General features: G+C 72.3%; 12 protein-coding genes. 7 read left to right on the top strand and 5 right to left on the bottom strand.

Annotated features, from left to right (window positions below):
- The first annotated feature begins 10 nt into the window (after positions 1 to 10).
- The 3 genes from AAH991_RS37490 (at position 11) to AAH991_RS37500 (ending at position 2553) form a co-directional block, all read left to right on the top strand.
- Positions 11 to 1840, top strand: coding sequence for an ABC transporter ATP-binding protein (locus tag AAH991_RS37490; protein ID WP_346230704.1), 1830 nt, complete (start codon positions 11 to 13; stop codon positions 1838 to 1840).
- The gene (locus AAH991_RS37495) at positions 1837 to 2277 is read left to right on the top strand and encodes a S26 family signal peptidase (protein ID WP_346230705.1); all 441 of its coding nucleotides are present in this window, start codon (positions 1837 to 1839) and stop codon (positions 2275 to 2277) included. Before AAH991_RS37490 ends, AAH991_RS37495 begins: the two co-directional genes overlap by 4 nt.
- A 99-nt stretch (positions 2278 to 2376) precedes the next feature.
- Entirely contained in the window at positions 2377 to 2553 is a 177-nt protein-coding gene (locus tag AAH991_RS37500; protein ID WP_346230706.1) for a hypothetical protein, read from the top strand.
- Between the two features lie 62 nt (positions 2554 to 2615).
- Here the strand turns inward: AAH991_RS37500 and AAH991_RS37505 are convergent, their stop codons facing one another.
- Complete coding sequence (locus AAH991_RS37505) at positions 2616 to 4409, bottom strand: AfsR/SARP family transcriptional regulator (RefSeq protein WP_346230707.1); 1794 nt, start codon at positions 4407 to 4409, stop codon at positions 2616 to 2618.
- 253 nt (positions 4410 to 4662) lie between these two features.
- Between AAH991_RS37505 and AAH991_RS37510 the strand changes: the two genes are divergently transcribed.
- Entirely contained in the window at positions 4663 to 5316 is a 654-nt protein-coding gene (locus AAH991_RS37510) for a TetR/AcrR family transcriptional regulator (RefSeq protein ID WP_346230708.1), read from the top strand.
- Positions 5317 to 5417: 101 nt separating this feature from the next.
- Positions 5418 to 5795, top strand: coding sequence for a hypothetical protein (locus AAH991_RS37515; protein ID WP_346230709.1), 378 nt, complete (start codon positions 5418 to 5420; stop codon positions 5793 to 5795).
- A 218-nt stretch (positions 5796 to 6013) separates the two neighbouring features.
- Here the strand turns inward: AAH991_RS37515 and AAH991_RS37520 are convergent, their stop codons facing one another.
- Positions 6014 to 7516: an LCP family protein gene (locus tag AAH991_RS37520; protein WP_346230710.1), complete on the bottom strand. Its 1503-nt coding sequence runs from the start codon at positions 7514 to 7516 to the stop codon at positions 6014 to 6016.
- Positions 7517 to 7570: 54 nt separating this feature from the next.
- On the opposite strand from AAH991_RS37520, the gene AAH991_RS37525 reads away from it, so the two are divergent.
- Positions 7571 to 8629, top strand: coding sequence for a glycosyltransferase family 2 protein (locus tag AAH991_RS37525; protein ID WP_346230715.1), 1059 nt, complete (start codon positions 7571 to 7573; stop codon positions 8627 to 8629).
- Here the strand turns inward: AAH991_RS37525 and AAH991_RS37530 are convergent.
- The 3 genes from AAH991_RS37530 to AAH991_RS37540 are packed head-to-tail and all read right to left on the bottom strand — an operon-like array spanning position 8606 to position 12570.
- Positions 8606 to 9223, bottom strand: coding sequence for a Uma2 family endonuclease (locus tag AAH991_RS37530; RefSeq protein WP_346230711.1), 618 nt, complete (start codon positions 9221 to 9223; stop codon positions 8606 to 8608). The two genes, AAH991_RS37525 and AAH991_RS37530, sit on opposite strands and share 24 nt — an antisense overlap.
- 55 nt (positions 9224 to 9278) lie before the next feature.
- Positions 9279 to 11129, bottom strand: coding sequence for a CDP-glycerol glycerophosphotransferase family protein (locus AAH991_RS37535; protein ID WP_346230712.1), 1851 nt, complete (start codon positions 11127 to 11129; stop codon positions 9279 to 9281).
- Between the two features lie 34 nt (positions 11130 to 11163).
- Positions 11164 to 12570 carry an SDR family NAD(P)-dependent oxidoreductase gene (locus AAH991_RS37540; RefSeq protein WP_346230713.1) on the bottom strand — a complete coding sequence of 469 codons (1407 nt, stop codon included), beginning with the start codon at positions 12568 to 12570 and terminating at the stop codon, positions 11164 to 11166.
- A 169-nt stretch (positions 12571 to 12739) separates the two neighbouring features.
- On the opposite strand from AAH991_RS37540, the gene AAH991_RS37545 reads away from it, so the two are divergent.
- Positions 12740 to 14248 carry a CDP-alcohol phosphatidyltransferase family protein gene (locus tag AAH991_RS37545; RefSeq protein WP_346230714.1) on the top strand — a complete coding sequence of 503 codons (1509 nt, stop codon included), beginning with the start codon at positions 12740 to 12742 and terminating at the stop codon, positions 14246 to 14248.
- Positions 14249 to 14289 lie beyond the last annotated feature (41 nt).

A 14289-nucleotide genomic window follows, 5' to 3' on the forward strand; every position in this document is an offset into this window, starting at 1 on the left:
AGCGCGGGCGGTGGTGACCGCTCTCGGCCTGGCCTGGCGGGCGAGCAGGAGGCTGACGGCCGCCTTCGCCGCCCTCAGCATGCTCATGGCCGCCCTGCCGGTGACGATCGCCTGGTGCACCAAGCTGGTGCTCGACGAGATCGCCGACGGCCGGCCCGAGGTCGGCGCGACCGCGGTCCTGGGCGCCGCGCTCGCCGGGTGCGGGGTGCTGACGGCGCTCGGACCACAGGTCGTCCAGTACGTCAGGGACGAGAGCGGGCGCATGGTCGGCCTCGTCGCCCAGGATCGTCTCTTCCGGGCCACCGAGGGGTTCGTCGGCCTCGCCAGGTTCGAGGACCCCGCGTTCCTCGACCGGATCCGGATGGCGCAGCAGTACGGCGGGGCCACCCCGGGCATGGTGGTCTCCGCCGCCCTGGGCGGTGCCAGGACGATCCTGACCGGTGCCGGGTTCCTCGTCTCCCTTGTGACGATAAATCCGTGGATGGCCGTCCTCGTGGTGGGCGCGGCGGCGCCGTCTCTGGCCGCGGAGCTCTGGCTGTCCCGGCGGCGTGCCGCGATGCTGTGGGGTATCGGCCCGGTCGAGCGCCGCGAGTTCTTCTTCGGCGAGCTTCTCGTCAACGTGCGGGCGGCCAAGGAGCTGAGGCTCTTCGGCATCGGGGCGCACCTGCGCGGGCTGATGAACGCCCAGCGGCGGGCCGCGAACGCCGAACGGAGCCGTACCGACCGGCGCGAGCTCGGTGTGCAGGCCGTCACCGGGACCACGGCGGCGCTGGCGGCCGGGGGCGGCCTGCTGTGGGTCCTCGTGTCCGCCGCGAACGGCACGGGCGGGGTCGGCGACGTGGCGCTGTTCGTCGCCGCCGTCGCCGGAGTCCAGGCGGCGGTGAGCGGTCTCGTCGCCGAACTCGTCACCGCGCACCAGCAGGTGCTGCTGTTCGGCCACTATCTCGCCGTCCTGGACGCCGAGCCGGACCTGCCGGTCCCGGCTCGGCCCCGGCGGGCGGGCCCGTTGCGCCGGGGGATCGAGCTGAACGACGTGTGGTTCCGCTACTCGCCCGGCCACCCCTGGGCGCTGCGCGGGGTGAGCCTGACCATCCCGTACGGCACGGCGGTGGCGCTCGTCGGGAGGAACGGCGCAGGCAAGAGCACCGTGGTCAAGCTCCTGTGCCGGATGTACGACCCCGAACGCGGCTCGATTCGCTGGGACGGGGTCGATCTCAGGGAGATGGACCCGGTTGAGCTGCGCGCCCGGATCGGGGCGGTGTTCCAGGACTACATGGAGTACGACATGACCGCGGCCGAGAACATCGGCCTGGGGGATCTCGCCGCGTTGGACGACCGGGGGAGGATCGAGGCGGCCGCGCGGCGGGCGGGCGCACACGGCGCCGTGAGCGGCCTGCCCCGGGGGTACGACACCATGCTGTCGCGGGTCTTCGCCGAGCCCCCCGACGACGACGGCGGCGCCGCCACCGGCGTCCACCTGTCGGGCGGGCAGTGGCAGCGGCTCGCCCTCGCCCGCGCGTACCTGCGGGGCGAGCGGGACCTGCTGATCCTCGACGAGCCGAGCTCGGGCCTCGACGCCGAGGCGGAACACGAGATCCACCAGGGCCTGAGGGAGCACCGCCGCGGCCGCACGAGCGTGCTGATCAGTCATCGCCTCGGCGCCGTGCGCGACGCGGACCACATCGTTGTCCTCGACGGCGGACGGGTCGCCGAGCAGGGCACGCACGCCGGGCTGCTGGCGCGCGACGGGATCTACGCCCGCCTGTTCACGCTGCAGGCGGAGGGATACCGGCAGCGGGAGGACCGGGACGCGAACGACAGGCTCTCGGAGGCACGATGAGGCCGGTTCTGCTCGCCTGTCTCACGACGGCGCTCGCGGCCGCCGCCGCGCTCGCGGCCAGGCGGACCCTGCATGTCGTCGAGGTGCACGGGGAGAGCATGGAGCCGGCCCTGCGGTCCGGTGACCGGGTCCTCGTACGGAGGCTCCGGCCCGGACGACGCGTCCGGCGCGGGGACGTCGTCGTCATCACCCGTGTGGGCCCGGGGGAGGGCTTCACGCTCGACGGCGGCACGAACCTGGTGATCAAACGGGCCGCGGCCGTGGCCGGGGACCCGGTTTCTCCGGAGTTCGAGGGATCCGAAGAGGCCCGGGTGCCGCCGGGGCGGCTGCTCGTCCTCGGGGACAACCCGTCGCGCAGCACCGATTCCCGTCAATGGGGTCTCCTCCCCGAAAGCAGAATCGCGGGTGTCGTGATCAGGCGGCTGCACACCAGATGAAGCGGATACAGGACACCATGTATCGCGGTGGTATGTCCGTGATCGGAGCCGCTCCTAATGTCGGCCGGGAAAAGGAGTTCTTCACGAAGGAGGAACCGAATGACACGGACGATTCAGCGGCTGGCGGACCGGATGGTCGCCCGGCTGGTCCCGGCCACCCGCGCTGAGGCGATCAACTGCTGGTACGAGGGCTCGACCTGCGTCCGCCGCTACTGCTGCACCGGGTCGGAGATTCCCGGCGGCCGCTACTGCACCGGGTATCAATACCTCTGCTAGACGAGCACGACGGAGCGCCCCATCGCACGCGGGGCGCTCCGCCCTCGCCTCATTCCATTCCCTCAGATGAAGGCCGCGGTGGTCCGGGCGATCTCCATGGCGTACAGGCGGGTGAGATCGTTCATCCGGTAATGGTCGGGGGCCACCGGCTTCATCAGGCGGAGATCGGCCAGTCTGCCGAGCGCCGCCCACGCCGTACGCCGGTCGCACCCGAGGAGTTCGGCCGCGGTCGCCGACCGGCAGTCGGCCACGCCTCGCTCGCCGAGCCGGTGGAACAGCGCGAGCGCGCTGCCGTCCGCCGTCCCCTCGCACTGCCGCAGGGCCTGGTAGTCGAGGTCGAGAGCGCCCCGCACGGAAAGGTCACCACAGGTCAGCAGGTCGAGCCGGTGCTCCTCGCCGGCCAGCATGTCGGCGAACGCCGCCAGCGTCCACTCCCGCCGCACGGCCAGTCGCTTGCCCGCGATCCGCAGCGCGAGCGGCAGGTTGTCGCAGAGCCGGGCCACTCTCCGCACCTGCACGGCGTCGACCCGGTCCCGGCCGCAGAGCCCGGACAGCAGCTCGTACGCCGCGTCGTCGGTGAGGGCAGCGAGCGGCAGGTGGACGACATCGTCGAGCGCCGCGAGCACGGCCCTGCTGGTGACCACGAACTGGCAGCCGGGACAGGCGCCGATCAGAGGGCGCAGCTGCCCCTCGCCGGTCGCGTTGTCGACGAGGACCAGCACGGGCTCGGCCTCCGTGGCGGTCCTGAATTGGAGCACCGCGTCGTCGAGGTCCGGGGCGATCCGGTCGCCCGGCAGCCCCAGCAGGCTCAGCAGCCGCGCCAGCGTCTCGTACGCGCCGGGCCTGGGCAGGGACCGCAGGTCGACGTGGAGCACACCGCCGGGGAAGTCCGGCGCCGCCGCCCGGACGGCGTGCAGGGCCAAGGCCGACTTCCCCACTCCCGCAGGGCCGTGGACGGCGACGGGCCGCGGGGGAGAGGCGGTGATCGCGGCCGCGAGCTCCTTCAGCTCCGGGTCCCGGCCCACCAGGCATCCCGGACCCGGGGCCGGTGCCGCCTTGGGCACGGGCGCCGGGTGGGACGGATCGCGGGCGGGGTTCACGGGGACCGTCAGGAGCGCGGGGTCCCGGTTGAGCACGCTCCGATGCAGCCCGGCCAGCTCCGGCCCGGGCTCGACGCCCAGCTCCTCCGCCAGGAACGCGCGCGCCTGCGCGTAGGCGGACAACGCCGCCGCGGAGTCCCCGGTGCGATACAACGCGAGCATGAGGGTGCCCCACAGCCGCTCCCTGGTGGGATGGGCGGCCACCAGCTCGCGCAGCTCCGGCACCGCGTCGGCGTGTTCGCCCAGCGTGAGACGGGCCTCGGCCCGCGCCTCCAGGGCCAGGCAGCGCTGCTCGGCGAGCGCGTCCAGGCGCGGGCCGAGCGCCGCAGTCCTGGGCACGTCCTCGGCCGGTGCGCCGCGCCAGCAGGTGAGGGCCGCCGACAGGTGCCGCAGCGCCGCCTCCGGCCGTCCGGCGGACAGCGCCTGCTTGCCCCGGCGCAGGGCGTCGGCGAACTCGGTCACGTCGAGCTCGCCGGCTCGTACGGCGAGGACGTAGCCCGGTGGCCGGGCCGTCAGCCGGTCGCCGTCTCCGATCGCGCATCGCAGCCGGTTGACGTAGGTGCGGACGTTGGCGACGGCGGAGCGGGGCGGCTCCTCGTCCCACATGGCCATGACCAGCCGGTCGATCGACACGACCCGGTTGGGTTCGAGCAGCAGCGCGGTCAGCAGGGCGCGCTGTTTGGGGGAGCCGAGCGGGAGCGGCCTGTCGTCCCTCCTGACCTCGATCGGGCCGAGCAACCGGAACCGGAGGTTCATCCCGCCCTCCGCGGGTCCGAGGGGGCGGACGGCGGTTCCCGGCCGGGTGATCGATGCACGGAAGGACCTCCGTAGGCGTCTCGAAAGGAGCGTCTGAGGAAAGCACAACGAAGATCGTCGCCCGCGTGGGCTCCCACAAGGTGCGCGAGCGTCCGGAACAGTCCCGGACACCGCACGGAGGAAGGCCGGATCCCGTCCTGGCCGAAGGCCGCGCGCGTGATTAGCGGAGGGCCGGGCGGGAACCGACTACCGCATGACGGGTACGGGCGACGGGGGCCTGTCCGACCTCATCATCCAGGTGGCGACCCGCCTGTTCGCCGGGCTGGGCTACGACGGGACGGACATGCGGCAGATCGCCGACGCCGCGGGCGTCGATGTGACCACGCTCAGGGGGCGGTTCAGCGACAAACGGACGCTCTACCTCGCGGTGATGGATCGCATGAACCGCTACCACAACGCCGTCCTGGAGAAGGGCGTCAAGGACCTCGTCACCGCACCGCCCGAACGCAAGATCGCCGCCCTGCACGCGCTCCTCGACCTCTACGTCGACTTCTGCTGCCGGCATCCGGAGTATCCGGCGCTCTACACCTTCAGATGGCTCTCCGACGCCAGCGACGTCCCCGAGCCGGAGCCGATGTACGCCGCGCCGGCGGCGCAGTTCGTGAGCGACAGCATCGCCCCCCTGGTGACCGCCCCGGACGTGGACGTGGACTACATGATCAACTCGGTCATCTGGTGCGTCCACAGCTTCGTGCAGAGCGGTGTGTACGACCGGTCGGGCCGGCGTTACGGCCACGACCATCCCGGAGCGCTGTGGCACTTCCGCAGGCACCTGCATCGGATGGTTCACCGCACCCTCCTCCTGCCGGGAGAGCCCCCGCCGGTCGAGCGTCCGTCCCGCGGGTGAGGCCCGCGTGCCGGACATCGATCCGGGACGGGCGTGGTAGTAATGGGATCCGCGGAGGAGGCCGTACAGGCAGAGCCGTAAAGACAGAGTGTGGTGCAACCATGACCGAGCGGTACCTCGGCGTTCTCGGCATCGGCGAGGCGCTGGGCGTGAGCCGGCACGCGGTCCACAAATGGCGCTCGCGCTACCCCGCCGACTCGGCGCACCCGTTCCCCGAGCCCGATGTCGAAATCGACGGGACTCCCGGCTGGCGACCCGACCGGCTGACGGAGATCACCGAGTGGCGCAACGGCCTGCCGGGCCGTGGTGCCGGCGGCGGACGTCCCACCGCCGCGCGCCAGGAATACCTCAAGGAAGCGGCGGCGCGAGGCATGGACCGGGACGAGGCGCTGCGCGCGCTCGCCACGCTCGCCGAGGAGTTCCCCGAGATGACCGAGCCGGAGATCTGCGCCTGGCTCATCGGGCACTGGCGGCGCTGACAGGTCCAGGATCGCCGCATCGGCCTCGGCTGAATGTAAGGGCTCGCCCGGCGACGCCGGGACTTCCTCTGCGGCTCCGCCACGGCCGCCTGCGTCTCGTCGGCCTCGACGAGATCTACGGCGGCTGACGACCGGTCGCCCGGGCCGGGGCCGCACCTCCGCCGTGCGACGGTTCCGCACGCGCTACGCCGGGCCGCACGTCCGGTCGCCCCGGATGGTCAGCCCTTGCAGATGTTCTGCGTGGCGGTGCGGGCGGTGGGGGTCGCCTGCGGCGTGGGCGCCGCAGGCGTCGCGGAGCCCTCCGGCGCTGTCACGGTCACCTTCTTCACGTCGTGGTTCTGCTGGCCCACGACGACCTCGATGCCGGTCACGTCCGCCTGCTCGCGCAACTCCGCGCCCGGGATGGCGGCGGCCACCGTACGCGCCGAGTCCGCACGGCCGGGCGGGTAGCGGATGACGGTGGTGGCGAAGTCGCGCCGGGCCGTGTTGCCGGGAGTCGAGGGCACCATGAAGCCCGCTTCGACGAGGCGGGCCTTCGTGGTCGCGCCGAGGCCGGTGACGGACGTCCCGTTGAGCACCTTGACCGAGATCCGGCCGGGCGGGATCGTGAGCGCCGTCGGCGAGGTCGTGGGGGTCGCCGAGGCCGCGGGGCTCCCCGAAGGAGACGCCGAGGCCTTCGCCGACGGCTTGACGAGAGGCTGGTCGGCGTCGATCCGCCGGAACAGATCGCGTGCGGCGGCCTTGTCCCACAGCACCGCCGACTCGCCCGTCGGCGCCCGGTAGTTGACGTCGGACAGCGGCACGGTCGCGAACGACACGTCGTCGGTCGAGACGGCCTTGAACTGGTTGATCATCCCGAGCAGGTTCTTCTGCAGGTCCGGGTCCACCTTGATCGTCCTGAAGGTGGAGTCGAGGAACCCCTTCAGCCTGATCGGATTGGCCAGCGTGCCGCCGCTGAGCGCCTTGTTGAGCAGCGCGGAGATGACCTGCTGCTGCCGGTCGATGCGGTCGAGGTCGGAGCGCGCGGTGGCCCTCGTGCGGGCGTAGGCGAGCGCGTTGACGCCGTCCAGCGTGTACGTCCCCGGCTGCAGGTTCAGCTTGGTCTTCGGGTCGTCGATGGTCACCGGCGTGCAGACGGTCACCCCGCCCAGCGACTCCACCACGCCGATGAACCCGAGCACGTTGACCTCGATGTAGTGGTTGATGCGCAGGCCCGTCGCCTGCTCCACCGTCTTGACCGCCAGCTTGGCGCCGCCGAACTGGTACGCAGAGTTGATCTTGTGCTCGCCCTTGCCGGGAACCGTCGTCCAGGTGTCCCTCGGCAGGCTGACGACGGTGACCTTGCTGTGGTCCTCCGACAGGTGGATCACCATCATCGTGTCGGTGCGCTCGCCGACGTCGCGGCCGAGGTGGAGCTGGTTCTGCTGGCGCCTGCTCAGGTTGTCGCGCCGGTCCACGCCCACGAGCAGGATGTTCATCGCGCCCCGGGACCCGGCGTCGCTCGTGCCCGCTTCCACCGACTCGATCTGGTTGAACACGTAGTTCTGCGCCAGCCACGTGACGCCGGAACCGATCAGCACTACTCCGGACAGCGAGCCCGAAATGACCAGGGATCGGAGGTTCGACCTCCGCTGGCGGGCGCGTTGCGCCGTCAGCCTCACCCCGCCGTACCCGTCGCCCCCTACGCGGACGCCGGAGTCCTCCCCATCGTCGCCGGGCATTCCCGTCCTCCGGTTGCCTTCTCCACCCCTCCGTACAGTAGCGTGAGCGCCGCCATGAAGCCCTTTCCCGACTCGCGACAGTCGAGCCAGAATCCCGCGCGGAACTGGCCACCGATCTCGGTGATCATGCCGGTGCTGAACGAGGAGCGGCACCTGCGCGACGCCGTGCGGCAGGTTCTCGAACAGGACTACGAGGGCCCGCTCGAGGTCGTCATCAGCGTGGGCCCCTCCCATGACCGCACGCAGGAGGTGGCCGACGCGATCGCGGCCGCGGACCCCCGCGTCGTCGTCGTGCCGAACCCCACCGGGCGCACCCCCAATGCGCTGAACGCCGCCATCGCCGCGTCCCGCAACCCCGTCGTCGCGCGGGTCGACGGGCACGCCATCCTGCCCCGCGACTACCTCCGTACGGCCGTGGAGACGCTGGAGCAGACCGGGGCCGACAACGTCGGCGGCATCATGGCCGCCGAGGGGATCACGCCGTTCGAGCAGGCGGTCGCCTGCGCCATGACCTCGAAGATCGGCGTGGGCAACGCGCGGTTCCACACGGGCGGTGAGGCCGGCCCGGCCGACACCGTCTACCTGGGCGTCTTCCGCCGCAGCGCCCTCGACCGGGTGGGCGGCTACGACGAGCACTTCCTGCGCGCGCAGGACTGGGAGATGAACCACCGCATCCGGGAGACCGGCGGGCTGGTGTGGTTCCAGCCGAGGATGCGGGTCACCTACCGTCCCCGGCCCAACGTGCGCGCCCTGGCCAAGCAGTACTTCCACTACGGCCGCTGGCGGCGGGTCGTCTCCCGCACCCACCAGGGCACGATCAACCTGCGCTACCTCGCCCCACCCGCCGCGGTGGCGGCGATGGCGCTGGGCCTGGTGGTCTCGCCGTTCTTCTGGCCCGGCCTGATCATCCCCGGCGGCTACCTCGCGGCGATCCTCGCGGGCTCGGTCCTCACCGGCCGCGGACTGTCCGGCGCCGCGCTCGTACGCCTGCCGCTGGTGTACGCCACCATGCACGTCTCGTGGGGGACGGGCTTCCTGACCAGCCCCCCGAAGCTCAGCAAGCCCCGTCCCAAGCCCGAACGGGCGAGCCTAGAGGACCTCTTCGAAGACTGAGGTGTCCAGCGTGAAGCCGATCGGGTGGGGGACGAAGATCTCCCACCCGAACGGCACCGTCGAGGTGACCTGGTACTGCCCCTCCTTGGGGTCGCTGTAGACCGTGACCGACGCGGGTTTCGCCAGCGGGTCCACGAGGAGCATCACCGGCACGCCGCCCCCGGCATAGATTCCCGGCTTCTTGATGCGATCGTCCTCCGCGCTGTCCTTCGAGACCACCTCGGCGACCAGCATCAGCCCCGAGGACAGCAGTTCGCGCTCCCCCCAGCGCGGGCAGTCCTTCGGCGCAAGGACGAAGTCCGGCTCTACCGGCTCCCGGCTGCCGTCGATGCACACGTCGACACTGCCGCCCATCCACGCGCGCCAGCCCCGCTCTCGGCATAGCGAACGAAACGCCTCGTAGAGCAGTGTGCCTGTCCAGCCGTGCTCGGGGGTGCCCGCAGGGCTCACTATCAGTCTCCCGTCGATGATCTCGGTCCGCAGACCCGGAAGTGGGGGCAGCGAATCGAACAGCTCACGAGGAGTGCCGGGCAGTGGCCGCTCGGGTACCGGGGCCAGAGCGGGACCGCGGGGTTTGCGTGAGGTCGCGACCATGGGCGTATGTCCCTTCGTGTCCGCGTCGATACGCCGAGTTGACACGGTCAGTATTTCAGTCGCGGGCGGAAGGGGCGAGGGCTTCGAGGCCGAGGGAGCGGGCGCGGGCCTCGGCCCTGGCGGCGGCACGCCGTACGGCCTCCTCGAAGCGGGCCAGCGGGTCCGGATGGTCGGCGCCGAGCAGGTAGGCGCGCAGGGCCCGGCGGGCGGCGGCCATGTCGTCCTCCCCAGGGGCGTCGAGACGGCGCAGGATGTCCGGCAGCTCGGCCAGGTCGGCGCCGAGCAGATAGGCCGCCCCTGCGGCCGGGTAGCGCTCGCGGAACCGGTCCTCCGGCAGGCCCGCCACGTTGGCCACGACGTACGGCTTGCCGCTGGCCACGAAGTCCGACACCACGCTGGAGATGTCGGAGATCAGCACGTCCGCCTCGTTGAAGCACTCGTACAGCGACGGCTCGCGGCCGGTCACGACGAGGTGCGGCATGCCGGCGCTCTCCTCCAGCAGATTCATGATCTTGCGGTGCGCCGTGCGGGCGGCCTGCGAGCGGTGGCCGGTCAGCGGGTGCGGCTTGTAGATCACCCGCACCGGCCGGTCCAGCAGGGCGCGCACGATCGCGGGGCCCATGGCGACGAGCGAGCTGTGGAACAGGTCGTCGCTCCACCCCTCCCACGTGGGCGCGTACAGGACGGTCCGGTACGGCGCCGCCCCCTCGGCGTACGGGCTGGTGCGCCGCACCCCGGCGAGCTGGGGACGGCCGACCTCCTCGACGGCCTCGTCCCGCACGCCCACCTGGGCGCGCAGGTAGCGGTCCCGCCCGGCGGGCCCGGCCACCCAGACCTCGTCGTACACCTTGGTGTACGGGTTGAAGGACGCCTCCTTGTCGCTGTCGCCGTGGCCGATGAACACGCTCCGCACGCCCGGCACCCGGAGCATGTGGATGTTGTTGCCGACGTTGGCGGGGAACAGCGCGACCCGCACGCCGTCGAGCGCGCGGAAGTTCATGAGGTCGACGGAGGCGGGGACGCACACCACCGGCAGCGTCGTCGGCCCGAGGGCCGTGACCAGCGCCCGCTCGCGCAGCACCACCAGCGTCCTCGGCGTGATCCGCTCCAGCGTCCCGAGCCACATCGTGGCCTGGTAGGCCGCCGTGACCGGCCCGGAGAAGTACATGACGACCTCGGGCCGGTAGGCGGCGACCCACTCGTCCACGACCGCGAGGACCCGGCGCCGGTCGCCCAGGTGCCTGGCCCGCCGCGCGTGCGCCAGCAGCGCGGCCATCGCGACGACCTCCAGTGCCAGGGCCGCCGCGGCGCCCGCCGCGCCCGTCCAGCCCAGGCCCGCCGACGCCCCGGCCGCGGCGGGCACGACCGCGAGCGCGTCGAGGTAGAGCAGCTTGGCGCCCCGCCAGGTGAGCAGCGCGGGGGGCGGCGCGGGCGGGATCCGCAGCGCGGGCAGGTCGATGTTGCGGGTCATCACCGGCATCTGGTTGTGCCGGCGGTCGACGTGCTCGGCGAGCCACGTCTGCGCCGCCCGCAGGCCGTGGAACAGGAACAGCCCGGCCGCGAGGGCCGCGAACCACCACGGCCGCGCCGGGGCCAGCCGGGCCAGCAGCACGACGACGGCCGTCTCCCGCGACAGGAAGCGGACCGTGGCCCCGAGATGGGCCCGGCTCAGCGTCCCCGCCGCCCGGCCGGGCAGCGCGATCTCCGCGGCGTACGACAGCGGCACGAGCACCGCGAAGGTCGCGGGCAGCGGCCACACGGCGGCCGCGAGCATGGCCGGGTACGACGCGAGCGTGAGCGCGGTGAACGCGCCCCTGCGCCCACCGGTCAGGCCTCTCAGCGCCGGCCGCCGGGCCAGCCTGACCAGTGCGTTCGGGGCCCTGTGCCCCCTGATGTTTCCCCCCATGGGCGAGCGCCCATCCCTCCGTAGATGGTTGCGGTCATCGGCTGAGCCGTACGTCCACGACCTGTCCCGTGAGGCGGGACAGCAGCACGTCGAGGCTGGTGCGGGCGACGGCGGCGGGGGAGAGAAGCGTTCCGGCGGGTTCGTCGCCGAACGCGCGCAGCCGCATGGGGGTGGCGGTGCGCTCGGGGTTGACGCAGTTGACGCGGACACCCTGGCAGGCCCACTCGTCGGCGAGCGCCTGGGTGAGGTTGACGACGGCGGCCTTCGTGGAGGAGTAGAGGCTGTAGTCGGCCCGGCCGCGGGTGTAGGACGAGGAGGTGTAGAGCAGGAGGTGACCGCGGGTCTCCATCAGGTATTTCACGGACGCGCGGGCGATGTTGACCGGTCCGAGGTAGTTCACCCCGATGGTCTCCTCGATCGTGTGCTGCCCGGACTCGCCGAGCTTGCCCATGTGCAGCACACCCGCCGTGTTGACGACGTAGTCGATCCGGCCGGTCTCGGCGTACACGCGGGCGAGCGCGTCCTCCACGGCGGCGACGTCCTCGACGCGCACGCCGTTCTGGCTGCGCGAGAAGGAGTGGACGCTCGCGCCGTAGCCCCTGGCCAGCGCGACGATGTCCGCCCCGATGCCGTAGCTGCCGCCGAAGACCACGAGCGTGCGACCCGCGAGCCCGGCCCGGTAGGCCTCCTCGTCCAGCGCGGGCGCGGTGTTCTCGGCGAGCTGGAAGAGCTTGTCGGCGATGAAGACGTCGACCGGGTGGGTGACCTTCATGTTGTGCTCGCTGCCGGGCACGATGTAGATCGGCACGTCGGGCAGGTACCGCAGCACGACGCCGCAGTCGTCCGTCGTGGGCAGCGAGGGGAACTCGGGGTCGGCCAGGGCCCGCTCGTACGCCGCCCGGATCACCGACAGCCGGAAGCACTGCGGGGTCTGCCCGCGGCGCAGCCGCGAGCGGTCGGGGATGTCGCGGATGATGTCGCCGCGCGGGCCCGGCGCGGCCACCACGATCGTGTCGGAGGACGGGATCGCCACCTCGACCGCCTCGTAGCGTTCGAGGGCGGCCACGCACTCGCTGATGATGCGGGGCTCGATCAGCGGCCGTACGGCGTCGTGCAGCAGCACGTCGCACTCCTGCTCGCCCAGCGCGGACAGGGCCCGCCAGGTCGTCTCGGTGCGGCTCGCACCTCCTTCGAGCACCCGGCCGACCTTGGTGTACCCGTTCTTCCTGACGAGCTCCTCGGCCTCGGCGACGAAGCCGGGGGCCATCAGGACGACGACCTCGTCGATCTCCGGGTGGCCGTCGAACACGTCGAGGGTGTGCTCCAGAATCGTCTTCCCGGCGATCTTCAGAAGCTGTTTCGGGGTGTTGAGGCCCACGCGCTGACCGACACCGCCGGCCAGCACCACCCCCACCCTGCGCAGACGCGATTCGGCGATCATGATGTCCTCCCCGGAGGAGACCATACCCGTGCCGGAAGCCGGAGAAGGTGATTGCCACCTAGTGATCACTCGGTTACTTTGCGAGGTGAGCACGTGCGGTCGACGTGAAGCGGGTTTCCATATGGGGGCGGATCCGAGCAAGCCCGGTACGTCACGGGACACAGAGACGGTGGCGGTCGTCCTCGCGACCTCGCCGGCCGCCGGGCTGCCCTGGTCCGACGGCGCCCGGTCCGAGGGCAGCCTCCTGGAGCGGCTCACCGCCCAGCTCCGCACGCTTCCGGTCCGCGAGGTGCTGGTCGTGGTGCGGAGCCAGGACCCGCAGGCGGGAGGGTGGGAGAAGGGCGCGGAGAGCGGTCCGCGGCACCAGATCTGCGTCAGCGAGGGGCTCGCCGAGGACCTGCGGATCGTGGCCAAGACGGCCCGCGCCTCGACCTCCCCGGTCGCCGTGCTGGCGGCCGACGTGGTCGCGCACACCGAGGCGCTGTCGCTGCTGCTCGGCCATCCCTCGCGCCCGACCGGCGCGATCGTCGCCAGCGGCGACCCGGCCCCGCTGCGGCCGCCCGTACGGACCGAGTGGGGCCGCGTCGTGTCGGCGGGCACGTCCTTCCACGAGGTGGAGTGGGCCAACGGCACCTTCCGCGGCGTCCTGCAGGTGGGGGAGTCCCACCTCGCCGGGCTGGCCGACATCGCCGAGGACCTGGCCGACCTGGCCCAGCGCCGTCATCTCGGGCGGGTCGGCGACGGCGAGGTGCCCGAGCTGCTGCTCACCGGCCTGGTGCGGGCCGGCGTCCAGGTGCACGCCGTCGCCCTGGGCACCCTGCACTGCGGGAGAGCCGGCACCCGCCCGGCCGCCGAGCGCGCGGTGCGCGAGCTCGCCGACGTCGACGAGGCGCAGGCCAGGCTCGACGCCGCCGTGAAGAGCGGCGACGGCTTCTTCACCACCCACTGCGTCAGCTCGTGGTCGCGTCACCTCATCCGCCCGGCCGCCCGTCTCGGCCTGACCCCGAACACGGTCACCGGCATCTCGGTCGGGCTCGCCGCCATCGCGGCCATCTGGTTCTCCGACGGCGGCCGGGCGGGGCTCGTGGTCGGCGCCGTCGCGCTCTACCTGTCGTTCGTGCTCGACTGCCTGGACGGCCAGCTCGCCCGGTACACGCGCCGGTTCTCCCCGCTCGGGGGCTGGCTCGACGCCATCTGCGACCGGCTCAAGGAATACCTGGTGTACGTGGGGCTGGCGGTCGGATACGTGACCGTGCCGGACAAGGCGTGGGAGATCTGGGGCCTGGCCGTGGCCGCGATGGTCCTGCAGACGATCCGCCACATGGTCGACTTCTCCTACGCGGGAGCCGTCGCCGACAAGGCCAGGGCGGCGGGCCTGCGGGCGGCCGCTCCGCGTCCGATGGCCGTGCCGTGGGACGAGGCGCCCGCGGCGGCGGCCGCCAAGGGCACCGGATCGGTGCTGGCGCTGTCGCGGCGGCTCGACGCGCTGAGCGGCGCGAGGGGCGTGGCGTACTGGGCGAAGAAGATGATCGTGCTGCCGATCGGGGAGCGGATGGCGCTGATCTCGGTCACGGCCGCGCTGTTCGACGCGCGGGTGACGTTCCTCGCCCTGCTGGGCTGGGGTGCGGTGGCGCTGGCCTACACGGCCGCCGGGCGGATGGCGAGGTCCTTCGCATGAGCGAGCGTAGCGAGCGAATCAGTAGGCACAGCGCGATTCGC

Source organism: Microbispora sp. ZYX-F-249 (genome assembly GCF_039649665.1).
GTDB classification, from domain to species: Bacteria; Actinomycetota; Actinomycetes; order Streptosporangiales; family Streptosporangiaceae; genus Microbispora; species Microbispora maris.

Bases quoted from the DNA above. Each gene is read 5' to 3' on its own strand.
- AAH991_RS37520 (WP_346230710.1), bottom strand. From the start codon at position 7,516: ATGCCCGGCGACGATGGGGAGGACTCCGGCGTCCGCGTAGGGGGCGAC.
- AAH991_RS37535 (WP_346230712.1), bottom strand. From the start codon at position 11,129: ATGGGGGGAAACATCAGGGGGCACAGGGCCCCGAACGCACTGGTCAGG.
- AAH991_RS37540 (WP_346230713.1), bottom strand. From the start codon at position 12,570: ATGATCGCCGAATCGCGTCTGCGCAGGGTGGGGGTGGTGCTGGCCGGC.
- AAH991_RS37525 (WP_346230715.1), top strand. From the start codon at position 7,571: ATGAAGCCCTTTCCCGACTCGCGACAGTCGAGCCAGAATCCCGCGCGG.
- AAH991_RS37515 (WP_346230709.1), top strand. From the start codon at position 5,418: ATGACCGAGCGGTACCTCGGCGTTCTCGGCATCGGCGAGGCGCTGGGC.
- AAH991_RS37500 (WP_346230706.1), top strand. From the start codon at position 2,377: ATGACACGGACGATTCAGCGGCTGGCGGACCGGATGGTCGCCCGGCTG.
- AAH991_RS37510 (WP_346230708.1), top strand. From the start codon at position 4,663: ATGACGGGTACGGGCGACGGGGGCCTGTCCGACCTCATCATCCAGGTG.
- AAH991_RS37530 (WP_346230711.1), bottom strand. From the start codon at position 9,223: ATGGTCGCGACCTCACGCAAACCCCGCGGTCCCGCTCTGGCCCCGGTA.
- AAH991_RS37505 (WP_346230707.1), bottom strand. From the start codon at position 4,409: ATGAACCTCCGGTTCCGGTTGCTCGGCCCGATCGAGGTCAGGAGGGAC.
- AAH991_RS37495 (WP_346230705.1), top strand. From the start codon at position 1,837: ATGAGGCCGGTTCTGCTCGCCTGTCTCACGACGGCGCTCGCGGCCGCC.